This window comes from Flavobacterium quisquiliarum, assembly GCF_019308285.1.
In the GTDB taxonomy this organism is placed as follows: Bacteria; Bacteroidota; Bacteroidia; order Flavobacteriales; family Flavobacteriaceae; genus Flavobacterium; species Flavobacterium quisquiliarum.
This window is the reverse complement of the sequence record NZ_WWEM01000017.1, coordinates 112,780-136,449: the sequence shown is the minus strand read 5'-3', so window position 1 is coordinate 136,449 and position 23,670 is coordinate 112,780. Positions and strand designations below refer to the sequence as shown.

At 33.0% G+C, this 23,670-nt stretch carries 18 protein-coding genes; 6 read left to right on the top strand and 12 right to left on the bottom strand.

Going from position 1 to position 23,670, the window contains the following annotated elements; all coding sequences use genetic code 11:
- Nucleotides 1-31 precede the first annotated feature (31 nt).
- Together GSY47_RS06955 and GSY47_RS06950 are read right to left on the bottom strand one after the other, a co-directional pair.
- Nucleotides 32-511 (bottom strand): hypothetical protein, encoded by a 480-nt coding sequence (locus tag GSY47_RS06955; protein WP_179005051.1) that lies wholly within the window; start codon nt 509-511, stop codon nt 32-34.
- A gap of 42 nt (nt 512-553) precedes the next feature.
- Nucleotides 554-1,567 carry a hypothetical protein gene (locus GSY47_RS06950; protein WP_179005049.1) on the bottom strand — a complete coding sequence of 338 codons (1,014 nt, stop codon included), beginning with the start codon at nt 1,565-1,567 and terminating at the stop codon, nt 554-556.
- A 298-nt stretch (nt 1,568-1,865) separates the two neighbouring features.
- Between GSY47_RS06950 and dnaX the strand changes: the two genes are divergently transcribed.
- A complete protein-coding gene (dnaX, locus tag GSY47_RS06945) occupies nt 1,866-2,951 on the top strand; it encodes a DNA polymerase III subunit gamma/tau (protein WP_091493057.1) in 1,086 nt (361 codons plus the stop codon).
- Between the two features lie 275 nt (nt 2,952-3,226).
- Nucleotides 3,227-3,640, top strand: a complete 414-nt coding sequence (locus GSY47_RS06940) for a DNA polymerase III subunit gamma/tau (RefSeq protein ID WP_179005047.1) — start codon at nt 3,227-3,229, stop codon at nt 3,638-3,640.
- A gap of 81 nt (nt 3,641-3,721) precedes the next feature.
- Here GSY47_RS06940 and GSY47_RS06935 read toward each other — a convergent pair whose 3' ends face one another.
- From GSY47_RS06935 to GSY47_RS06915, 5 genes are all read right to left on the bottom strand, one after another.
- Nucleotides 3,722-4,300 carry an NAD(P)H-dependent oxidoreductase gene (locus GSY47_RS06935; RefSeq protein ID WP_179005045.1) on the bottom strand — a complete coding sequence of 193 codons (579 nt, stop codon included), beginning with the start codon at nt 4,298-4,300 and terminating at the stop codon, nt 3,722-3,724.
- Between the two features lie 185 nt (nt 4,301-4,485).
- Complete coding sequence (locus GSY47_RS06930) at nt 4,486-5,046, bottom strand: Crp/Fnr family transcriptional regulator (protein WP_179005043.1); 561 nt, start codon at nt 5,044-5,046, stop codon at nt 4,486-4,488.
- 81 nt (nt 5,047-5,127) lie between these two features.
- Nucleotides 5,128-6,018 carry a Ppx/GppA phosphatase family protein gene (locus GSY47_RS06925; RefSeq protein WP_109194131.1) on the bottom strand — a complete coding sequence of 297 codons (891 nt, stop codon included), beginning with the start codon at nt 6,016-6,018 and terminating at the stop codon, nt 5,128-5,130.
- A 34-nt stretch (nt 6,019-6,052) separates the two neighbouring features.
- Nucleotides 6,053-8,131 (bottom strand): polyphosphate kinase 1, encoded by a 2,079-nt coding sequence (ppk1, locus tag GSY47_RS06920; protein WP_179005041.1) that lies wholly within the window; start codon nt 8,129-8,131, stop codon nt 6,053-6,055.
- A gap of 5 nt (nt 8,132-8,136) precedes the next feature.
- Nucleotides 8,137-8,622, bottom strand: a complete 486-nt coding sequence (locus GSY47_RS06915; RefSeq protein ID WP_179005039.1) for a SixA phosphatase family protein — start codon at nt 8,620-8,622, stop codon at nt 8,137-8,139.
- A gap of 653 nt (nt 8,623-9,275) precedes the next feature.
- On the opposite strand from GSY47_RS06915, the gene GSY47_RS06910 reads away from it, so the two are divergent.
- The 4 genes from GSY47_RS06910 to GSY47_RS06895 all read left to right on the top strand — a co-directional run bounded on the left by GSY47_RS06910 (nt 9,276) and on the right by GSY47_RS06895 (nt 19,471).
- Nucleotides 9,276-9,677, top strand: a complete 402-nt coding sequence (locus GSY47_RS06910) for a hypothetical protein (RefSeq protein WP_179005037.1) — start codon at nt 9,276-9,278, stop codon at nt 9,675-9,677.
- 16 nt (nt 9,678-9,693) lie between these two features.
- Nucleotides 9,694-16,452 (top strand): T9SS type B sorting domain-containing protein, encoded by a 6,759-nt coding sequence (locus GSY47_RS06905; RefSeq protein ID WP_179005035.1) that lies wholly within the window; start codon nt 9,694-9,696, stop codon nt 16,450-16,452.
- Nucleotides 16,453-16,604: 152 nt separating this feature from the next.
- Nucleotides 16,605-17,516: a PorP/SprF family type IX secretion system membrane protein gene (locus GSY47_RS06900; protein ID WP_179005033.1), complete on the top strand. Its 912-nt coding sequence runs from the start codon at nt 16,605-16,607 to the stop codon at nt 17,514-17,516.
- An 11-nt stretch (nt 17,517-17,527) separates the two neighbouring features.
- Nucleotides 17,528-19,471 (top strand): OmpA family protein, encoded by a 1,944-nt coding sequence (locus tag GSY47_RS06895; protein WP_219071201.1) that lies wholly within the window; start codon nt 17,528-17,530, stop codon nt 19,469-19,471.
- A gap of 123 nt (nt 19,472-19,594) precedes the next feature.
- Here the strand turns inward: GSY47_RS06895 and GSY47_RS06890 are convergent, their stop codons facing one another.
- From GSY47_RS06890 to GSY47_RS06870, 5 genes are all read right to left on the bottom strand, one after another.
- Nucleotides 19,595-20,098, bottom strand: coding sequence for a CAP domain-containing protein (locus tag GSY47_RS06890; protein ID WP_246611277.1), 504 nt, complete (start codon nt 20,096-20,098; stop codon nt 19,595-19,597).
- Between the two features lie 176 nt (nt 20,099-20,274).
- Nucleotides 20,275-20,919: a pyridoxamine 5'-phosphate oxidase gene (gene pdxH, locus GSY47_RS06885; RefSeq protein ID WP_179005029.1), complete on the bottom strand. Its 645-nt coding sequence runs from the start codon at nt 20,917-20,919 to the stop codon at nt 20,275-20,277.
- A 231-nt stretch (nt 20,920-21,150) separates the two neighbouring features.
- Nucleotides 21,151-22,056 carry a ribonuclease Z gene (locus GSY47_RS06880; protein ID WP_179005027.1) on the bottom strand — a complete coding sequence of 302 codons (906 nt, stop codon included), beginning with the start codon at nt 22,054-22,056 and terminating at the stop codon, nt 21,151-21,153.
- Between the two features lie 98 nt (nt 22,057-22,154).
- Nucleotides 22,155-22,484, bottom strand: a complete 330-nt coding sequence (locus GSY47_RS06875) for a ribonuclease Z (protein WP_179005025.1) — start codon at nt 22,482-22,484, stop codon at nt 22,155-22,157.
- A gap of 232 nt (nt 22,485-22,716) precedes the next feature.
- The gene (locus GSY47_RS06870; protein WP_029273654.1) at nt 22,717-23,643 is read right to left on the bottom strand and encodes an aspartate carbamoyltransferase catalytic subunit; all 927 of its coding nucleotides are present in this window, start codon (nt 23,641-23,643) and stop codon (nt 22,717-22,719) included.
- Nucleotides 23,644-23,670: the final 27 nt, after the last annotated feature.

Here is a 23,670-nt window from a genome sequence, read left to right as displayed (position 1 = left end):
TTTATAATTTGATGAATAACTATAGTTTTTCTTAATTAGAATTTGTTAGTGTTTTTATTAATTCCTCCAATTGCAAAATCGGCATTTTCACGACAGATTCAACCTGTATATCATCGGAAGCTATAATCAAAACACCTACGTTATCTTCTTCATATCCAGCTGGCACAGCATAGAAATTCGGATTTGAAATTACTGTTTCTTTTTTCCCATCTTTAAACCAGCCGTAATTGGCTTCGTAAATAATTCTATCATCAAAAAAAGAAATAGTTTCTTCGCCATAAGTATTCCATAATGACATTCTGAGAAGATAAAAACCTAAAAGAGAAAATATTCCGATTCCGATAAAAAAGCCAATATGTAAACCAAATCCAAGTACCACACTAAAAATCGCTCCAAATATTGGAAAAACAAAAAAGGAAAAGGAAAGCAAAAACATTACTAATCGAACCAAAAATGGAGATTTTTTTACTTTTAGATTAAGAATGTTGTTTTTATAATGGTATTGTTTCATAAAATTATTTGTCTAAAATTATAAAAATAGATTTTTTGAATTTTAATGATATTCAATTTTTCGTTCTGTAATACCGCTAATTTTATCATTTATTAGATAAGTTTTTTTTATCCAATTCTTGAATCTATCATAAACAATATCAATATTAACTATATATAAGCTCTCTTTATCATTCTTTGATAAAGTATACTTTGTAATTCTTTTTCTTGGATTGGTAAAAGTATTATAATAACTATCTATCTGTCCATTACCATCATATCGAAAATGAAATTCTGAAATAGAATCTTTTAGTGTTGTTGTAATTTCTTTCTTAACCAAAATATTATTTTCATACTTTTCAAAGATTTCAAAATTAAAATTGGGCTTTTTAAGGCTTTTTCTAATTTCTTTCATGGCAAATTTTGGCCTGATTGTTATAGTAATAATAGTATCCTTTTTCTTTTCATATTCATAGAAAATTTTTCTTTCTGGATAAAATGATAACATTACTCCATTATCGGCTTCTTTAGAAATCAGAGTTTGATCAGAATCATTCTCGGTACTTGTATAAAAATCTTCAATCAGCTGTCCTTTATCATTATACTTATAAATTCTAAAGTCTTTCAACTTATCATTTACAAAATATTCATACTTAACAACCTTTTTATTGTTGAATGTATTTACATATTTCTCCTTATAATTTTTGTCCGTATTAATCAATGTAGAATCTGGAAAATTTGAATCATTACTATAATACTGTTTAATGGGATTAGTAATTGAATCTCCTCTCTTAAAAGAAATTTTTGTTATTCTTTCCAGTTTATCTAATTCGATAATTTTCCATGAATTATTCAAAAAACTAACATAACTCTTAACCAATTCAATCTTTCCATTTTTAGCAAAATTAGTTTCAGAAATAGCTCGAACCGAATCTACATTAGTATTCTGTTTATTCGAAATAAAATCTGTAATCGTAATCTTTTTTACTCGACCCGTAAAATCAAGATCATGTGGTAAAACCTCATTTTTTTTAATCCTAACTTCTTGGGAGAAAACAAACAAATTGAAAAACAACAAAAAAAAACAAGATTAGTTCTTTCATTATAAATGACTTATGTAGATAAAATAGACTTCAAATTTTATTATTGCAACAAATATTACATTTTTTTACTTAAAAAAGTAGTTTATTTAGTACGAAAAAAGTTTTCCATCAAAAAAGTTGACATTTTTTATAATTAAAAAAATAAAAAATCTACTAAAAATTGTTTTACTAACTAATACTCAATCCACTTAAAAAATCTTCAAAATAATTATGATTTTCAGATTTGTGATTTGGTAATTTTCAGACTATATTTGCTATCGAATAAAAAAGAATATGGAACAATTTGTAGTATCGGCGCGTAAGTATCGTCCTCAGACATTTAAAGATGTTGTGGGACAAAAAGCCATTACTAACACTTTGTTGAATGCTATTGAAACCAATCATTTGGCTTCTGCTCTTTTATTCACTGGACCGCGTGGAGTTGGTAAAACAACCTGTGCCCGTATCTTGGCTCGAAAAATAAATCAGCCTGGATATGATGATCCTACCGAAGATTTTGCTTTTAACGTTTTTGAGCTGGATGCTGCATCAAACAACTCTGTTGATGATATTCGTAACCTAATTGATCAGGTTCGAATACCGCCACAAACCGGACAATACAAAGTATATATCATTGACGAGGTTCATATGTTGTCTTCGGCCGCTTTTAATGCTTTCCTTAAAACATTAGAAGAACCGCCAAAACATGCTATTTTCATTTTAGCAACAACCGAAAAACACAAAATCCTTCCAACGATTTTATCTCGTTGTCAGATTTTCGATTTCAAAAGAATTACCGTAAAAGATGCTAAAGAACATTTAGCTGACGTTGCTGAAAGCCAAGGAATCAATTTTGAAGATGACGCTTTGCACATTATCGCTCAAAAAGCTGATGGTGCCATGCGTGACGCTTTATCTATTTTTGACCGTGTAGTTTCTTATTGCGGTACTAATTTAACGCGTCAAGCCGTAACCGAAAACCTTAACGTTTTAGATTACGAAACCTATATTTCGATTACTGATTTACTTTTAGAAAATGAAATTCCAAAGCTTTTATTAGCTTACAATGACATTTTGGCTAAAGGTTTTGACGGTCATCATTTTATTGCTGGACTGGCTTCTCATTTTAGAGATTTATTAGTTAGCAAAACGCCTTCGACTATTGCTTTATTAGAAGTTGGAGAACAAGCACAGCAAATGTATGCTGCACAATCACAGAAATGTTCTCAGGAATTTTTATTAAAAGGAATTGATATTGCAAATGACTGTGATTTAAAATACAAATTAAGTCAGAATCAACGACTTTTAGTTGAATTATGCTTGATGCAATTGGCCTCTATCAACTTTGATGGAGAAAAAAAAAAGTTGAGCAATTCATAATTCCACCCGTTTATTTTAAAAACGGAGGCTATTCGATTGTTGAAATTCCAAGTGTAAAACCTCAAATTCCAAGTTCTGAAGAAAAAACAAATGGTAATGTTAATGTCAATCAAAATGACAATGGCAATAACAACTCAAGTGTTCAACGTACCGAAACTGCTTCCGTAAGTCCAGAGCCTCCGAAAGTTCAAACTCCCGAAACTCCAAAGACAGCAACAGATAATACGCCAAAGGTTTCTGCATTTTCTCTAGCCAGTATCCGCAAGAAAAAAGAAATGGAAGCCAGCAGTAAATCGTACGTTAAACCTACTACTGCTTTTCTAACCGAAGAATTTAACGAAACTGATATGCGTCTCCATTGGAACAAATATGCAGAACGTTTAGGTCAAAAGGGACTTAAGATCATGGAGTCGATTCTATTGATCAGCGATCCAGTATTAAATGGAACAACAATTACCTACGAACTTCCAAATGAAGGTTCTAAACTAGATTTTGAAAGCCAAATGAATGGATTATTAGGGTATTTAAAAGGACATTTACATAACCATGATATTACCATTGATATAATTGTAAACGAAGAGATTCAAACGATAAGAGCTTTCAATGATCAAGATCGATATAATCGTTTCTTAGAAATTAATCCAAACATTGAACTTTTACGATCTACATTTGGATTAGATTTCACATGATTATTATTCTTTTTAATATCTGCCACTAATTACACGAATTTCAATTCTAAAAAAAGCTTATTAGTTGCAAATCATAAAAAACTATTTTTGCTGTAGTCCGAAGTTGCAGACTTTCTCCAGCCATTTTTTTCTTTGCTTTTCTTCTGAACCTTTTATAACTCCGATGTAGCTCACTTTTACTGGTTTTACACCGCAAAATTCTAAAGTAGATTTCTTTAATTGATTAACGCTCGGTCTTCCGAAAAACAATCTGTAATACCAACTTGGCTGATCTAAAGTGGTAATAATATGTGCCGTTTTTCCTTTTAATAATTTATCCCACCAAACTGAATTTTCTCTGTATTGAAAAGCCATTCCAGGTAGAAATAATCGATCAATAAAACCTTTTGTTATTGCTGGAAGTCCGCCCCACCAAACGGGATGTATCCAAACCAAATGGTTGGCTCTTTTGATTTTTTCCCAAGATTCGAGTAAATCTGGTTCTAATTCAGTACGTTTTTGGTAACCGAACTGTAAATTAGGATTGAATTTTAAATCAACTATCGTAATCGTTTCAATTTGTGCTCCAGAAGCTATTGCTCCACTTTTATACGATTCTGCAATTCCGAAATTGAAGCTTTCAGGATTTGGATGTCCGTTTATAATCAGTATTTTTTTCATGTTTATGTTTTTTCAAAAATACTTTTTATAGCTTTTATTTTACTGGACAAATGTCCCAAAAAGCATTGATTTTTATTCTCCCGCAGATCTTGCAGATTCGGCAGATTATTTTTTTAACCAATCTATAGAAATTCTTTAATTTTTATAAATCAGCTCAATCTGCAAGATCTGCGAGAAACAAAAAATTACAAAACTGCTTTTCTGATTCGGCTTAAATGTCTTGGACTAACACCTAAATAAGAAGCTAAGTATTGCAACGGAATTAACTGTAAATAGTTCTGATGATTTTTATATAGTTCTTGATAACGCTCCGCACCAGATAATTTCTGAAAAGAAACCATTCTTTTATGTAGGTTTACAAATTCTAATTCCGTTAGTTTTCTTCCCGTTTCTTGCCAGTTAAAACCCGATTGATATAGTTTTTCTAAAGCTTTTCTATCTAAAATTTCTAATTCGGTATCGACTAAAGCCTGAACACTTTCTTCTGCTTTTTCCTGAGTGATAAAACTGGCGAAAGATGCCATAAATTCATTTTCAAAAGCAAAACAATTGGTAATTTCGCCGCCTTTATGATTTAAAAAAAAGGAACGTAAAATTCCTTTTTTTATAAATACAATTTCATTGCAAACCTGACTTTCAGTCAATAAAAGTTCTCCTTTTTTCAACATACGAAAAGTTATTAAATCATCTAAAAGATCTAATTCTTCATTTGAAAAATTCTGGATTGACTGAAAAATGGATTTCATATAAAAAATATTCGCCACGAATTCACGAATTAATATTTTTAAATAATTCGTGAATTTGTGGCTATTAAAAAACTTTAAATATTAAATTTTACCGTAATACATCGCTTTTACGATACCATCAGAAAGTCCGATTTTAGGAACATAAATCTGGCGTGCTCCACTCCATTTCATCGCATTAAGATAAATTCTTGTGGCATGGATGATTACGTCGGCACGGTCAGAGTTTAATCCTAATTCGGCAATTCTCTGTTCGTATGTCAATGAATTTAAGAAAGCGTATTGTGAGTTAATATAAATGTATGAAAGCGGTTTTTCCTGTTGTTTTCCAGACATTTTAAAAAGCTTGTTGATGTTTCCACCAGACCCGATAAGGGTAACCTCTTCATAATCTGCTGTATTGGTTTTAATCCATTTTTCGATTTCATCCCAAACCACATCATGCACCATATTATTCAACAAACGAACGGTTCCCGCTTTGAAAGATCTTGAAGTAATCATTTTTCCAGAAGAGAAAAGTGTAAACTCCGTACTTCCACCTCCAACATCCACAAAAAGATACGTTTCGTCAGATTTAATTAAATGATGTAAATCGGTTGAAGCAATAATAGCCGCTTCTTTTTTACCATCAATGATTTCGATTTTAATATCGGCTTTTTTCTTAATTAAAGCTACAACTTCTTTAGCATTATAAGCTTCACGCATTGCTGAAGTAGCAAAAGCCATATAACGTTCTACTTTATGTACTTTCATCAAAAGGTTAAATGCTTTCATAGCATCAACCATTCGATCTATATTTTCTGGTGAAATTTCTCCAACTGTAAAGGCATCCTGTCCTAAACGAATTGGTACACGAACAAGGGAACTTTTATTAAACTGTGGTTCTTTTCCATCTTGTTCTACAACGTTAGCTATCAGGAGCCTCATGGCATTTGATCCGATATCTATTGCTGCAAACTTCCTAATATTAATCATGCTCACTTTATGATTTTGAAATTGGTATTTATTATTAATTTACTTTTTGAGGAATCTCATCAAGTACGGCGATTTTATTCTGATAATATTTATAAGTCTCAAATTGCGCTCTAAACGGGGCATGATGATTTTTAGGTTTATACTTATTATCTAATTTATAAGAATGGTATCTTACTTTTACATTTCCTTTCCAAGCAAGATTGAAATTATCTATGAGCTCTTTTTTAATTTCAAGGTCATATATTGGACAGGTTACTTCGACTCTTCCGTCCAAATTTCGAGTCATGAAATCAGCTGAAGAAATATACACTTCTGTTAAACCTGCGTTTCCAAAAATATAAACTCTTGAATGTTCCAAATAATTATCAACAATACTTATCGCCTCAATATTTTCGCTCATTCCTGGAATTCCTGGAATCAACGAACAAATTCCTCTTACTTGAAGCTGGATTTTAACCCCTGCATTACTTGCCTCGTACAATTTATCGATCATTTTAAAATCGGACAAACTATTCATTTTTAACTTTATGTGTGTTTTTCTTCCAGCCAGAGCATGCAGAATCTCACGATCAATCAGTTTTATAAATTTGGTTCTGGTATAATGAGGGGATACAATTAAATGTTTGTATCTGTGAACTCTATAATTGATATCAAAAAATTCAAATACTTTCGAGGTGTCTTTCAATATTCCCTGATGACAGGTAAATAGGGTTACATCTGTATAAATTTTCGCAGTCGATTCGTTGAAATTTCCAGTAGAAATAAAGCCGTAACGACGGTTTTTACCATCTTCAGTTCTTTCAATTACACAAATTTTACTGTGTACTTTGAGGCCTTTAATTCCGAAAATCAATTCGATTCCTTCCGTCTGCATCTGCTCTGCATAAGAAATATTCGAAGCTTCATCAAAACGTGCCTGAAGCTCAATCTGAACCACTACTCTTTTACCGTTTTTAGCTGCATTTATCAAAGAACTGATAATCTGAGAATTCTTAGCCAAACGATACAAAGTTATTTTAATGCTTGTTACTTTTGGATCTAAGGCAGCTTCACGTAAAAACTTAGTTAGATATGAAAATGATTGATATGGTGCATGCACCAAATAATCTTTTTTACTGATTTTTTCTAAAATACTTCCATCCAAACTTAAACCAGGAACTGGTAAAGGCTCATTTGGTTTATACAATAAATCGTAACGCCCTAGATTTGGAAAACTCATATAATCACGACGGTTGTGATATCTTCCGCCGGGAATTATACTATCGGTTTCAACAATTTTCATTTTATCCAAAAAGAAACGCAGTGTATCATCTTCAATCAAGCTGTCGTAAATAAAACGAACAGGTTCTCCAATACGACGGTCTTTTACAGATGAAGCAATTTTTTCAAGCATACTTTTACTCAAATCACTATCGATATCCAGCTGTGCATCTCGAGTAATTTTGATCATATGAGCTGAAACGGTCTTGTAATCAAAAATGTTAAAGATATTCTTCAGTTTAAAACGAATCACATCATCAATTAAAATAACATATTGTTTTTCATCTTCAGAAGGAAGAACAACAAATCGGTTTATGTTTTTCGGAATTTCGATTAAAGCATAGCGAACTTCATCGTTATTTAATTCTAAACGAACTGCTAAATAGCCCAAAGTATCTTTTAATACAGGAAAAACTGCCAAATCATTTAAAATGATTGTTACCAATTCTGGACTTAATTTTTGATTATAAAAATCTTTTAAAAAACATTCCTGTTTTGGTGTTATCTGAGTTTCGTTTATAATAAAGATATTTTCTCTTTCAAGCTCAGCTTCAATATTCCCTAGAATACGTAAGCTTTCAGACTGTTGCTGAATTACAATTTCTGTAATATCTTTAATTAATTGATGTGCAGAAATACCACCCAAATATTTTTCACCAGAAATACCCGAGAGACTTAATCGTCGGATGGCCGCATATCGAACTCTAAAAAATTCATCTAAATTATTTGAAAAAATTCCAACAAAACGTAGTCTGTCTAAAAGCGGAACCGTATTGTCCGCAGCTTCTTGAAGTACTCTTGCATTAAACGCTAACCAGCTTTTTTCTCTATCGATATATTTCTGTTCGTACACTGTTATTATTTTAAATCTTTGGGGAAAATAGTTTTATGAGTTTTGCCTTTATCTATCGTGCTCCAGCTGTCGGCATCAAATTGCAACGAGACAAAGCCTGAAGTCGGAACATTTTCTATAAAAACATCTCCAAATTTATTAACAAAATTTGTAATAGCCTCGTTATGTCCAAAAAGAATAACGCTTTCTAAACTATTATCACACGATTTGATAACTTTTTCGAGCTGTCTTTCATCAAAAGTGTACAAATCGTCTCTAAAAACGATACTTTCTAAAGGATAAGAAAGATTTTGTGCAAAAATCAAAGCGGTTTCTGTTGCTCTGGCAGCAGTACTGCTCCAAATTATATAAGTTTTAGGAATGTATTTGGAAATACTTAATGAGACATCATGTGCATCTAAGATTCCTCTCTTCATTAGTGGACGATCAAAATCTTTCAAAGGTGCTTCCCAACTCGATTTAGCATGACGTATTAAAATAAGATTTTTCATAAGCAGTTAAATTTAGAAACCTAGATAAGAAGGCTTTCATTTTTATATAACTTCTAATGTACAAAAGATATTTTAAACCATTTCTTTTTTTTATTTCTGTTAACATTATATAAAAATTTTAACAAGTAAGTTTCTTTTATAAAAGGTTAACTTTTTGATAAAATAAAATTGATTCTATTTTTTGATTTTGTGTTCTTCATCTATGAAATCCGCATTTAGTCGATATTCTCCAAATTTGCAAAAAATTAACCAAATATTTGATTTTTAAGTATTTACAATATTTCAAAAGAACGAATTTTCATCAAAAAAGCAAAAAAAAACACATTAAAAAATTCACTTTTTTAGGTTAAAAAAAATGCTTTTTATCGCTATTTTTTGTTAAAAAAGATCATTTCAACGAGTTTTTAGGTTAGTTGCAGAGAAAAAAAATCAAAAATAAACGGACTATATAACTTTGATTCTGTTAAAATACTTTAAATACATTAAAACAAAATCTTTGAGTTATGAGAGCTAAATCTACTCTTGAAAAAGCAGTAAAATTTGTTAATAATTGTAAGTTTATTTTTTCTTTCAAAAAGAACATTTTTCAAAAAAACATTTTTCTTCTTTTGTTTTTTTTAATAACAAATTTTTCATTTGGTCAAATTGAAAATGTGGATTCATACTTAACGAACTTAGAAAACTCTGGACAGGATTCTAAGCTTAGTAATCTTAAACATTTACTGTATGATTTACATTCTGCAGTTTATGCTTCTTCGGGTGAAATAAAAACTTATGGTAATGAGCCAACAGCTTTATTCACGGATAACAATTCTATTAACAGCCTAAATACTTCGGTTTCCTTAAAAAACGACATTCAGATTGTTACGATTAAAATTGAAAAAGCAGCAGATTTAAACAAGTCTATCGATTTGAGCTCTTTTTCTGGTTTTGAAAAATTAAAATATATCATCATTATTTCAAAAATTGCGACAACTCCAGCTGCGATCAATAATCTGATCCAAAACGATACTTCAAAATATGTTCTTCTTTACAAAATATCTATAGGCGGATAATTAAAAAACTATTACTATGAAAAAAATCTACTCTCAATGTTTTACGGTTTTTAATTTCTTTTTAATCCTAATTATTGGTATTAATGAAGGGAATGCGCAAGTAATAAAACCGTTTAAAGAAAGAACTTCTTCTTATTCTCCCGCTAGAACAATCTATAAAATTAAAGGAGATTTTACGATGATTGGAAATAGCAATTTGACATTACAAAATTATAGTGATACTGAACCTAATGGAACTAATCCAATGGTTTATGTTGACACGGATAATAATAATCAAACGCATAATTCTTCTGGAGCGACTTTGGATTTACTGAATGACAATGGTGCAAAACTAACGAACTGTTACAACATCGTTTACGCAGGTTTGTATTGGACTGGAAGAGTTTCTGATGCTGCTAATAGTCCAAACTCTTTCACTGTAACAAAAAATGGCGTAACGAAAACTTTAGATAAAAGAAAAATTTTATTCAAAGGTCCAGTAAACACCAATTATACTGAGTTTACAGCTACTGATATTTATTTTCCAACCAATGCAGACAATAATATGTTCAGTGCTTATGCAGAAGTTACCGATTATGTAAGAGCAAATGGAGTGGGTGAATATTTTGCCGCCGATATAGCTGCAACTGAAGGAGCTGATGGAGGTACGATAGGAAAATACGCTGGATGGGGCTTGGTCGTTATTTATGAAAACTCAAACATGAAAAACAGAGACATTACTGTTTTTGATGGTCATGCCTTTGTAAATAATAATATAACTGCAAATTATACTATTCCTGTTTCTGGATTTAATTCTGTAACATCTGGCCCAGTTGGTATCAAACTTGGTATTATGGCTGGAGAAGGTGACTTGTATTATGATGGCGATTATTTTCAGATTCAAAAATTAAACACAAGCGATTACCAAAGCTTAACTCATTCAGCTAACACTGCAACTAATTTCTTTAATTCCACCATAAATACTGGGGGAAATAATAGAAATCCGAATTTAATTAATAATTCAGGTGTAGACATTAGCATGTTCAACCTGCCAAATAGTGCAAAAGATCTTATTGGAAATAATCAGACCTCAACGACTTTTAGATACGGATCTACAGTTGATACTTACGCCATCTTTTCTATTGTAATGGCAGTTGATGCTTATGTTCCAGAGATTGAAGGGGTTCTTACTGCTACTACTATAAATGGAAATAACGCAGGCACAGGTCCATATACTGTCTTACCTGGTCAGGAACTTGGTTATAAAGTACAAATAAAAAACAAAGGTTCGGAAGCCATACAAAACAGTAAAATTGTAATTCCAATTCCATACAATGCGACATTTGTTAGCGGTAGTTTGGGAAAAACTATCAATTTCTCTCCTGATCCTACGCCAAATTCATTGACTTATGAACCAACAATTGGCGCAAACGGATCAATAGTTTGGGATATAGGTACATTGCCCCTGCCTTCTAATCCGGACATTGTTTTAGCTGAATTGACATTCAATTTAAAATCGACAGAAAACTGTGCTTTACTTAAAAACTCAAACTGTAACAATGCCATTCAAGTAAATGGTGTATTGAGCGGAAAAGGAGTTAATTCTGGAGTAACCGTAGCTGATAAGTCTTTAATCTTAGGTTATACCAACTCTGGAAGCTGTACAGGAACTGCTATAGCTGCGCCACTTCAGACCACTATCAATTCAACGGATTACACCAATGCGAATTGTCAGGCAACGCCGCCAACCATTGCTTTTACTTTTTGTAACAGTTCAATGACATCAATTCCAGTTACTGACGTGATGGGATCATTTCCTACTGGGTCTACATTCTATAATGCTTATCCTGTAGTTGCTGGTATTACAACTCAATACACGATTAACAATCCGTTCCCTGCAACAGTTGGAACTTCAACTTATTATGCTATTCCTCCTGGAGGAGCCAGCAGTGGCTGTTACTTTCAATTTACAATTACTATTGAAAGCATTACAACATCGCCTACAGTTACGGATCCTATAAATTATTGTATTGGGGATATTGCAACTCCATTAACAGCTGTCGCAACTAAACCAGAATACACATTATATTATTACCTTACAGCGACTTCGACAGCTCAACAATCAATAACTCCTTCAACTACAACTACAGGTCAATTTACTTATTATGTTGCCGAGGGAAAAACAAATGCTTGTATTGGTCCTAAAAAAGCTATTGTAGTTAATGTAAATGCAAAACCAACGGTTGTAGTAACTAATCCGCTTCCTATTTGTGCACCAACAACTTCATTAGATTTAACCGCTGGAAGTATAACTGCTGGAAGTACAACAGGATTAACTTATACTTATTGGACAGATTTAGCGGCAACAATTCCGCTTACCAATTTTAGCTCGGCAAGTCCTGGCACTTATTACATAAAAGGGACAAATTCGTCTAACTGTTTCGATATAAAACCGGTAGTGGTTACAAAAAATACCGTTACAATAACAGAAGTAACTGCTTCTCACGTAGATGTAAAATGTTTCAATCAATCTACGGGATCAATTACAGTAAATAATGCTTCAGGTGGAGTTGCTCCTTATACTTATTCATGGAAAAAGAATGGTTCAGCTTATAATGGTACTTCTCAAACTTTAAATAATTTAGGAATTGGAAATTATGAAGTTACCGCAACAGATGCTAATGGATGCCAAGGAACATTAACTCTAAGTATTTTACAGCCAAGTGGTGCATTAACTTTAGGAGATTCTTCTAAAACTGATGTTTCTTGTTTTGGAACCAGCACTGGTTCTATAACTGCTGGAACTATAACAAATGCTGTAGGAATTATAACTTATTCTTGGAAAAACAGTGCAAATGTTGAAGTAGGAACTACAGCAACAGTTTCAAACCTTCCTGCTGGAACTTATACTTTAACAATAACAGATTCTTGTTCTACTGTATCAAATTCCGTGACAATTTTACAGCCAAGTGGTGCATTAACTTTAGGGGATTCTTCTAAAACTGATGTTTCTTGTTTTGGAACCAGCACTGGATCTGTAACTGCTGGAACTATAACAAATGCTGTAGGAATTGTAACTTATTCTTGGAAAAACAGTGCAAATGTTGAAGTAGGAACTACAGAAACAGTTTCAAACCTTCCTGCTGGAACTTATACTTTAACAATAACAGATTCTTGTTCTTCTCAATCCAATTCAGTTATAATCCTACAGCCAACAACTGCTTTAAGCTGTTCTATCACGCAAAATAAAGCGGTTACTTCAAATGGATTAAGTAATGGAGAAGCTACCGTGACGCCAATTGGTGGTAACGGAAATTATACTTACTTGTGGGATAACAATGAAACTACACAGACTGCTATGGCATTGAGTGCAGGATCACATTCTGTAACTGTAACCGATTCTAAGGGCTGTACTACAACTTGTAGCGTAACGATAACTGAACCAAATGTGCTTTCTTGCAGTATATCTCAAGACAGCCCTGTAAAATGTTTTGGAGAAAATACTGGTAAAGCAACAGTAACAGCTATTGGCGGTAATGGCGACTATACTTATCTGTGGGACAATAGAGAAACCACAGCTCAAGCTATTGCTTTAAATGCCGGTTTACATACTGTAACAATAACAGATAAATTAGGTTACACTACTACTTGTACAGTTACTATTTCACAGCCTCAAAATGCTTTAAGCGTAGTAAAAAACCAAACAGATGCTAGCTGTGGCGGAGGAAACAACGGTACTGCAACGGTAACCGTTTCTGGAGGAACTGCGGGTTACACTTATTCATGGAATACAAATCCAGTTCAAACAACTGCAACTGCTGTTAATCTTGCTACAGGTAATTACAGTGTATTAATTACAGATGCAAATGGATGTACCATTTCCGAATCATTTACAATTCTTGATGGAGATTCTATTATTCCAATCATTAATCCATTACCAGAAACCACAACTATTAACTGTCCAGCGGAACCAATTTTTGCGCAAGCAACCGCTACAGATAATACCGGAACTATTTCTTCTCTAACTTATGTTGACACTATAATACCTGGAAATTGTGCTGGTTCTTATACAAAAACAAGAACTTGGACTGCAAAAGATGCATGTGGAAATACTTCGCTACCTGTCAGCCAAACTATTATTGTACAAGATAATACAGCACCAACTTGGACCACTCAAACAGGAACTTTAGATAGAACTATTGAATGCAGTAATCAGAATACATTAACAGCTGCACAGGCTTTATTTCCTGAAGCTTCAGATTCTTGTGACACAGACGTAACTAATATTATAAAAGTAAACGGTCAGTTTGTTGCTTCAGCTAATTGCAGCAATGCTGGAACGTATACCAATACTTGGACAGTAACAGATGATTGTGGTAATATTTCTGATACTTTCACACAAGTGATAACTATTCAAGATACTATTGCTCCAACATTTACAGGCAATCTTCCTTTGGATATTGAAGTATCTTGCGACGCCGTTCCTGAACCAGCAGAAATGCAAGCTTCTGACAATTGTAATGGCGATTTACCAATTGTGTTTACAGAAATAAAATCCGATATCTTGAATGGATGTCCAACTAATTATACGTTAACTCGTACTTGGAAAACCAGCGATTGTGCAGGAAACACAGTTTCTTATACTCAAATTATTAAAGTAAAAGACACGACTCCTCCAACAGGAACTGCTCCTGCTAACGTAACCAATTTGGCGAGTATTGATTTAATTCCGACTGGGAGTCCAGCTGATATTAAAGACGCTACAGATAATTGCAGTCCTACAGTAAATATCACAGTAGTGGATACTAATAGCGGATGTGACGGAAATGTTTCTATTATAACTAGAACATATACTTTAACTGATTGTGCTGGAAATAAAACAGAACTGGTTCAAACTTTTAGCGTAGACTGCAGAGTTAAAAAAGTCATTGTTGCTAATGATGATAATGCTGGGCCTATCGCTGGTGTAAATCATACAACACCAAATGTCATAAATATATTTACAAATGATACTCTTGATGGTGTTTTAATTAATCCTTCTGATGTTATCTTAACAACTGTAACACCAAATAATTATTTGCACCTAAATTCTGATGGTTCTGTAGATGTACTGCCAAATGCTCCTGTAGGAACATTGACTTTAGTTTATCAAATTTGCGAAAAAACACAAACAGACAACTGTGATACCGCAACGGTTACCATCACAATCGAAGCACCAAAAATGACGGTTACAGCAACACCAATATGTGTTAATGATGTTCCGTATATTGATTATGTGGTTACTCCCGTAAATTTCACTCCTGTAGATAATGTAACAATTACATGGACTGACAGCAGCAACAATACAATTACCACAATGACAAATTTAGCTTTAAGCGGTAGAATATTATGGCCTGGAGCAGTTATAGATGGAACCGGAAAAGGAATTGACTGGCCGGGATGGATCTTTGAAAACAATAAATGGGTCCAAGGTGCTGATGGATTTGAAAAATTACGTCCAACAGCTAATTTGGTAATATCATTAAATCCAACTGAAACTATTACGGTTAACTATCCACCATCAGATCCATATTGTACCTCAAGACCAACCTTTCTTATTGTTGCCAATGATGATAATCCTGCACCAATCAGTGTGCCAACTGTTGCAACAACTGTGATAAATGTTTTTACTAATGATTTACTAAATAATACTGCAGTCAATCCTGCTGATGTAACCTTAACAACAGTAACACCAGACCCTAAAGGAGTATTGACTTTAAATGTTGATGGATCGGTAACCGTTGCTGCGAATGCTCCTGTAGGCACTTACACCCTTACCTATCAGATCTGCGAAAAAGCCGATGCTGGAAATTGCGATACCGCAATTGTAACTGTTATTATTCAAGATGCTCCTTCTCCGCCAACTCCAGTCGTAGCAAATGATGACACTTATAACAATATAGGATGTAACACTTTTGGAGTTGTAGGCAATGTATTGAGTAATGATTTAAAAGGAGCTGTTCTTGCAACACTTCAATTAGTTGACTTTACTCTTATCACCCAAAATGGCGATAAAACAAATCCAAATATTACAATTGATAATGCTGGAAATGTAAATGTATCTAGTTTAACACCAGCAGGAACTTATATTTACAGTTATAGAATATGCGATAAATTAAGTTCTCAAAACTGTGATACAGCTATTGTAACCATTATTGTAATTCCAAATGGAATAACACAAATTAGCAGTACATCTTGTACTGATGATTCATCTTTGATTAACCTAACCACTTTACTTCCAGAAGGCAGTCCAATTACTGGAACTTGGGTTGACAAAAACAACTCAAATGCACTTCAAGGAAATATTCTTAATCCTTTTGGTTTGGCACTTGGAAATTATGTTTTTGAATATTTAATAGCTGATGAAAAATGTCCTAGAAGCATAATGCTAAATATGGAAGTTAATGATGACTGTAAAGTATTGGCTTGTGGAGATGTTTTACCTCGCAACGCATTTTCTCCTAATGGCGACGGAATGAATGATACTTTTAAAATTGACAACATCGATGACGTAACCTGCTATCCAAGCAATACTGTCGAAATATACAATCGTTGGGGAATCTTAGTTTTTGAAACTATTAATTATAACAACACAACAAATTTCTTTGATGGTACTTCGAGAGGAAGAACAACTATAAAACAGTCTGACGGATTACCTAGTGGAACTTATTTTTATATCATTAATTATAAGTCACTGGACGGAAACAACACTATTCAAGAAAATAAACTTGATGGATATCTGTACCTATCCAAATGATAATTTTAGCAAAAACAAACATAACCCATTCTTTTACAGATAATTAAAAAGAACAAACTGATTTTTTGCTTAATTTTGAATAAAAGAATGCATTGATTTTCAATACATTAAAAAAAATCAGTGATAATAATTAAAATAATAAATATCTATTTATGAGAACAAAATTATTTTTAATCGTCATTCTGTTAGTTACATGTAGCGGGTATGCACAGCAAGATGCGCAGTTTACCCAATATATGTACAATACAATAAACATAAACCCTGCTTATGCTGGTTCTCGAGGTGCTCTAAGTGTTTTTGCTTTACATCGTGATCAATGGATTGGGTTGGACGGAGCTCCAAAAACTAATACAATTTCTATTAACACGCCAATTAACAATAGTAATATCGGACTTGGAGTTTCGTTGGTAAATGATAAAATTGGACCAACAAACGAAAATCAATTTTCTGTGGATCTTTCTTATAGTATCCCAACATCAGAAACATGGAAACTTTCTTTTGGTATAAAAGGTACAGCAGATATTTTTAATCTTGATGTTGATAAATTAAATCCCGAAACCGCTGGAGATAGACAGCTTCAAAGCATAAACAATGATTTTTCGCCAAATATTGGAGCCGGAGTTTACTGGCATTCCAACAAAGCGTACATTGGATTATCAATACCTAATTTTATACAGACTACCCGTTACAATGATAACGATGTAGCCATTTACAAAGACAAAATAAATTACTATTTAATAGGAGGTTATGTTTTTGATTTTTCTCAGGAGGTAAAATTCAAACCAGCAGTTCTTACCAAAATGGTTGAGGGAGCACCGCTTCAGGTCGATGTATCTGCAAATTTTATGTTTTTTGAGAAACTGACTCTGGGTGTTGCTTACAGATGGGATGCAGCAGTGAGTGCAATGGCTGGATTTCAAATTAGTGACGGACTGTATATTGGTTACGGATATGACAATGAAACAACCAAGCTAAGAAACTATAATTCTGGCTCACATGAGATTTTCCTGCGCTATGAGTTCTTCAAAAACAATGGTAAAATAACAACTCCTCGTTTCTTCTAAAAAATTGTATCATGAAAAACTATACTCTACTTTTCCTTATAATTATAAGTTCTTTTTCTTTCAGTACTTATGGGCAACAGGCAAAAATAAATTCTGGTGATAAGAAGTATGATAACTACGCCTATGTTGATGCCATTAAAACCTATGAAAAAGTAGCTAATAAAGGTTACAAATCTGAAGATATGTTTAAAAAACTAGGCAATGCTTATTATTTTAATTCCAATTTTGGAGGTGCTGCTAAATGGTATGGAGAATTATTTGCTATGAATACAACCGTTGAACCAGAATACTATTATAGATATGCTCAATCTCTAAAATCGACGGGAGACATTAGTAAAGCGAATAAAATGTTTGATGAATTTAAGGCAAAATCAAAAACCGATTCTAGAGCAAAATTTTATTCAGAAAATATAAATTACCTAGACCAAATTAAAGCTAATTCGGGAAGATATAAAGTTGAAGATGCAGGAATAAACAGTAAATATTCAGACTACGGATCTTACGTTTATAACAACAAAATTTACTTTGCCTCTGCAAGAGATACTGGGAATTTTTCACAGCGCAAACACAAATGGACTGGCGAATATTTTACTAACATCTACAATGCCGATTTAAATGCAGAAACTGGAAATGCCGGAAAAGTAAATAAGTTTAAATCGACTATTAATACCAAGTTTCACGAATCCTCTCCTGTTTTTACTAAAGATGGAAAAACAGTTTACTTTACCCGAAACAATTATATTGATGGAAAAAAAGGAAAAGACGATCATAGAGTTACTTTAATCAAAATTTACAAGGCTACTTTAGATGAAAAAAACAAATGGAACAACATTACAGAACTTCCTTTTAATAGTAACAATTACAGTGTCGGTCATCCTGCCTTAAGCCCAGACGAAAAAACTTTATACTTTTCTTCTGATATGCCTGGGTCTATTGGACAATCAGATTTGTATAAAGTTACTATCAATCCGAATGGAGGATATGGCACTCCAGAAAATCTAGGAAATGCAATTAATACCGAAGGAAAAGAAACCTATCCTTTTGTCACAAATGAAAATGAAATTTATTTTTCATCTGATGGTCATCCAGGATTAGGAGGTTTGGATGTTTTTGTTGCTAATATCGAAGATGACGGGACAATCGACAATGTTCAAAATGTCGGATCAGACATTAATTCGTCTAAAGATGATTTTGCATACATTATTGATACCGCTACAAGAAGAGGCTTTTATAGTTCCAATAAAGATGGCGGACAAGGTTCTGATGATATCTACAAATTTCTAGAAACTAGAAAATTAAAATGTATTCAAGAACTTGAAGGTATAATAACTGATCTTGATACAGGAACAATTCTGCCAGGAACAAAAGTGACCTTATTTGACAATCAAATGAATGTTAAAAATTCGACAGTTTCTGATAATTATGGAAAGTATACTTTTCCTGTAGATTGCGGTAAAGCTTATTTAGTACGAGCAGAAAAGCCAGAATACACTACTAAAGAATTAAGTGTAACGATCTCAAAAACAACAGGAAAAACAACTTTACCAATTGCATTAGAAAAATCAACTTGTAAGGTTACTGTTGGAGACGATTTAGGTAAATGTTTCGGAATTAAAATGATTTACTTTGATTTAGATAAATCTAATATTAGAACCGAAGCGGCTTTAGATCTAGAAAAAATATTAGTGGTCTTAAATGAGTATCCAACCATGAAACTAGATATTCGTTCACATACTGATAGTAGAGCTACTCATAAATACAATGAAGCTTTATCTGACCGCAGAGCAAAATCAACAATCAAATGGCTGATTAAAAACGGAATAGCACCAAACCGATTAACTGGAAAAGGCTTCGGAGAAACCCAATTAGTAAATAAATGTTCTGATGGTGTTAAATGTACTGAAGAAGAACATCAGGCCAACAGAAGAAGTGAATTTATAATCACGGCGTTATAAAAATCGAAACTATCTAACCAATAAAACTGCTTGTAAACACAGGCAGTTTTTTTTTAAATAAAAAGTCGTTGCAACTCTATGAATTACAACGACTTCTAAAAAACCAACCTGTTCAATATTCGTTTAAAGTTTAGCAAAAATATTTGTATAATATTTTTTGCCATTAGTACTATCTGTAGTTACAGATAAGCCGAAGTGCGTAAAATCACCTTCGATATTCTCTTTGTGGCCTGGACTCTCCAGCCAGGCTCTCAAAGCCGCTTCAGGAGTTTTATAGTTGTAGGCAACGTTCTCACCAACTTTTTTAGCTCCTAAAACATTTGTAATATTATTAGATCTTGCTGTAAAATCATTATGATCTACAACTTTATTCTCAATCATATAAAGATTATGTTCTTGACATTTAAAAGAGATATGATTACTTCTCTCCAAAGCATTTAAACCAACACTAACTCGATAATCGTTTATGAGTTTCATGGTCTGAACTTCTGTGTCATTGTAAGTGTAATTTGTAATAAGCGTTGAGACTGGAGTATTATCCACGCTTCCTTCGGCGGTATCTGCAGAACATGCGTTCATTGCGACTAGAATCGCAATGAACAACATGGTGCGCTTAATCTTTTCCATAATCAACAGCATTTTAGCAGTTTAAAGTAGATGTTGGGGCAAATCCTTTAAATTTATTTTATGAATAACTTGTCGTCTAATTTTCTAGATCAAACATATTCAATTTACCGTTAAACTACAAAAAAAATCGATGAAATACACACTAATTTTTAATACCAATGTTATTTTCTTACAAATTAAGAAGAAAGTCGTTCAATTTTCCATGAAAAATCAGATTGACTGGTATAACGTATCCTATCATGTAATCTATTTGCTCTTCCCTGCCAGAATTCTACTTGTAACGGAGTGACAATATATCCTCCCCAATTTTCAGGTCTTGGAATTGATTTTCCTTCAAACTCGATTTCTAATTTTTTCAAATTTGTTTCTAAAAAATCTCGTGAAGGAATTACTTCACTTTGATGCGAAACTACAGCTCCGAGTTTACTGCCTTCTGGACGTGAATCAAAATAATTATCTGAAATGATTTCCGAAGTTTTCTGTGCAATTCCTTTAATAATTACCTGACGTTCCATTTCCTGCCAGAAAAAAGACAAACACACATTCGGATTTGCTTCTATTGCTTTTCCTTTTTCAGAATTATAATTAGTGTAAAATATAAAACCCTCTTCTGAGAATTTTTTCAATAAGACTACACGAGATTTAGGAAAACCATCCAAACCAATAGTTGAAATGGTCATCGCATTTACTTCTCCACTTCCACCGAAATCTTCCACTTCATGAAACCATCGGTTAAAAAGGTTAATAGGATCTTCTGGAATATTAGTTTCCAGCAATTCGCTTTTCTCGTAAGATTTTCTATAATTACTTAAATCACTCATGACTATTATTTTAGATTTTAGATTGCTGATTTTAGATTTTCCTCAAGCAATCTTACAAATTTGATATTTCATTTTTAGCTTCTTTTCTCTCGGCTTTGTCAAGCTGAACAAAATCGAAAACCAACTCTTCTAAAACATACTTTACGATAAAAGTCCTTCGACTTCTCTAGCAGAGACAACAATTTTCAAAACTTAGAATCTCAGAACCTTAGCAACTTAGTATCTTCTAAATTACAAATCAAAACTCAATCCATCATCTGCTAAAAGCACATTTGGAAAAACTTCTTCTGCTTCTTTTTTAAATGACTCTAAACCATCATAACGCGTAGAGTAATGTCCTAAAATAAGCTGTTTGACATTTGCTTTTAAAGCAATAGTCGCTGCTTCTTTTGCAGTTGAATGAAGCGTTTTTTCTGCTAGCCTTGCTTCCGAATCTAAAAAAGTAGATTCGTGATACAAAACATCTGTATTTGCTATAATCGGAATTATTGCTTCATTGTAAACCGTATCTGAACAAAAGGCATAACTTTTTGCTGGTTCTGGATCAAAAGTCAGTTTTTCATTTTCGATTACAGTTCCGTCGTCCAATGTAACATTACCACCATTTTTTATCTTTTGATAATAAGCAACATGAATATCATAATGCTGTACTGCTTCTACATTCAGTTTTCGTTCAGCAGGTTTTTCCTGAAATAAATAACCATTTGTATAAACACGGTGTTTTAGCGGAATCGTTTTTACAATGACTTTAGCATCTTCAAAAATTACTTCACTTTCCTTCGATTCCAATTCATGAAAAAACAAACTGTAAGTGGTCCAGGATTCTGTCAATTTTAATTGAAGCAGAATCAATTCTTTAATTCCTTTTGGACCATAAACATGCAAATCGGTTGTTCTTCCCAAAAGGGAAAAAGTCGAAATCGTTCCGATCAATCCGTAAAGATGATCTCCATGAAGATGTGAAATAAAAATGTGGTTGATCTTCGAGAATTTAATTTTATTCTTTCGAAGTTGCACCTGAGTTCCTTCGCCGCAGTCAATTAAAAATAATCTGTTTCTAATTTCTAAGACTTGTGAAGTCGGATTAGTAAGTGTTCTAGGAGTTGCGGCATAACAGCCAAGTATTGTTAATTTCATTTTCTAATTTTAGATTTTAGATCGTAGATTTTAGATTTATAAAACATTTTAAAAAGTAACATTAAAAAAATCTAAAATCTAAAACCAGAAATCTACAATTAAAAACCGAGGTCTCTCTCAATTTCTTCCATTTCGATAATATCATGAGCTTCCAAAAGAGAAGGAACTACAGCCAATTTATCAGAAATAGCATTAAAATCAAGATCAGAGGCAACAATTACAAACGATTTTTTTGCTTTTTTATGTGTTTTAGAAAGCGGTAAAAAAAGTTTCAAATCATTTTCTGAAACTTCATCAGAAGACAAGTCGATTATGATATTGTGCTTTTCAAAGGTTTTAAATTGCTGCGTTACTTTTTCCAAGAAAGCATTTACATCTCCTTGAGTATCTTTAATTGTAACGGTATGTCCTTTTTGATCTACTTTCATTTTTTAATTTATGGGGCTTATATAAAAATTGATTTTCTGAGAGCTAAGGTACGAAGTTTTTTTATTTTTTGGTTTCAGGTTTAAAGTTTCAGGTTCCAAGTTTTTCAGGCTGAGCAAAGTGCAAGCCTCGTTTGCAAAGCAAGTTTCATTTTTTAAAGCACCTCTACTTTGCTTACTGTGACATTAATTTCAAAGCTGAACACTCAAAATCTGAACACTGAATACTAAATACCTACTGAATCTTAGAAGCCAAAAGATAAATAACCGCCATTCTAATCGCTACACCATTCTCCACCTGATTCAAGATTACAGAATGATCAGAATCAGCCACTTCTGAAGTAATCTCTACTCCTCTATTGATTGGTCCTGGGTGCATGATTACGATTTCTTTTCCTAATGAATCCAAGAGCGGTTTGTCTACTCCGTATTGCTGTGCGTATTCACGTGTCGATGGGAAGAAATTTACATCCATACGTTCGTTTTGTACTCGAAGCATATTGGCAACGTCGCACCATTCTAATGCTTTACGCAAATTCGGTTCAACTGTAACTCCAAGTGATTCAATGTATCTCGGAATCAAGGTTTTTGGTCCGCAAACTTTAACCTCAGCACCTTGCATCTGCAAAGCGTATATATTAGATAAGGCCACTCTAGAATGCAGAATATCGCCTACAATAACTACTTTTTTTCCAGCAACATCGCCCAGTTTTTCTCTAATCGAATAACTATCTAACAAAGCCTGAGTTGGATGTTCGTGCGCTCCATCTCCCGCATTTACGATACTCGCTTTGACATTTTTGGATAAAAAATAAGCCGCTCCGGGATTGGAGTGGCGCATTACAACCATATCAACTTTCATCGAAAGGATATTATTTACAGTATCAATCAGGGTTTCTCCTTTTTTAACGGATGATTGAGCTGCAGAAAAACTGATGACATCAGCAGATAAACGTTTCTGCGCTAATTCAAACGAAAGTTTGGTTCTGGTACTGTTTTCAAAGAAAATATTGGCAATGGTAATATCTCGTAATGAAGGAACTTTTTTAATCGGTCGGTTAATGACTTCTTTAAAATGATCTGCCGTTTCAAAAATCAGGTTAATATCATTTTCATTAATGTATTTTATTCCTAATAAATGATTTACGCTTAATTCTTTCATTGTTGTTTCTTTAATATTATTGGTCAA

Excerpts from the sequence above, each read along its gene's own strand:
- GSY47_RS06870 (WP_029273654.1), bottom strand. The coding sequence starts at position 23,643 with ATGAAAGAATTAAGCGTAAATCATTTATTAGGAATAAAATACATTAAT.
- GSY47_RS06900 (WP_179005033.1), top strand. The coding sequence starts at position 16,605 with ATGAGAACAAAATTATTTTTAATCGTCATTCTGTTAGTTACATGTAGC.
- GSY47_RS06930 (WP_179005043.1), bottom strand. The coding sequence starts at position 5,046 with ATGAAATCCATTTTTCAGTCAATCCAGAATTTTTCAAATGAAGAATTA.
- pdxH (WP_179005029.1), bottom strand. The coding sequence starts at position 20,919 with ATGAGTGATTTAAGTAATTATAGAAAATCTTACGAGAAAAGCGAATTG.
- GSY47_RS06895 (WP_219071201.1), top strand. The coding sequence starts at position 17,528 with ATGAAAAACTATACTCTACTTTTCCTTATAATTATAAGTTCTTTTTCT.
- GSY47_RS06915 (WP_179005039.1), bottom strand. The coding sequence starts at position 8,622 with ATGAAAAATCTTATTTTAATACGTCATGCTAAATCGAGTTGGGAAGCA.
- dnaX (WP_091493057.1), top strand. The coding sequence starts at position 1,866 with ATGGAACAATTTGTAGTATCGGCGCGTAAGTATCGTCCTCAGACATTT.
- GSY47_RS06955 (WP_179005051.1), bottom strand. The coding sequence starts at position 511 with ATGAAACAATACCATTATAAAAACAACATTCTTAATCTAAAAGTAAAA.
- GSY47_RS06875 (WP_179005025.1), bottom strand. The coding sequence starts at position 22,484 with ATGAAAGTAGATCAAAAAGGACATACCGTTACAATTAAAGATACTCAA.
- GSY47_RS06905 (WP_179005035.1), top strand. The coding sequence starts at position 9,694 with ATGAAAAAAATCTACTCTCAATGTTTTACGGTTTTTAATTTCTTTTTA.
- GSY47_RS06925 (WP_109194131.1), bottom strand. The coding sequence starts at position 6,018 with ATGATTAATATTAGGAAGTTTGCAGCAATAGATATCGGATCAAATGCC.
- GSY47_RS06890 (WP_246611277.1), bottom strand. The coding sequence starts at position 20,098 with ATGGAAAAGATTAAGCGCACCATGTTGTTCATTGCGATTCTAGTCGCA.
- GSY47_RS06935 (WP_179005045.1), bottom strand. The coding sequence starts at position 4,300 with ATGAAAAAAATACTGATTATAAACGGACATCCAAATCCTGAAAGCTTC.
- GSY47_RS06940 (WP_179005047.1), top strand. The coding sequence starts at position 3,227 with ATGGAAGCCAGCAGTAAATCGTACGTTAAACCTACTACTGCTTTTCTA.
- GSY47_RS06880 (WP_179005027.1), bottom strand. The coding sequence starts at position 22,056 with ATGAAATTAACAATACTTGGCTGTTATGCCGCAACTCCTAGAACACTT.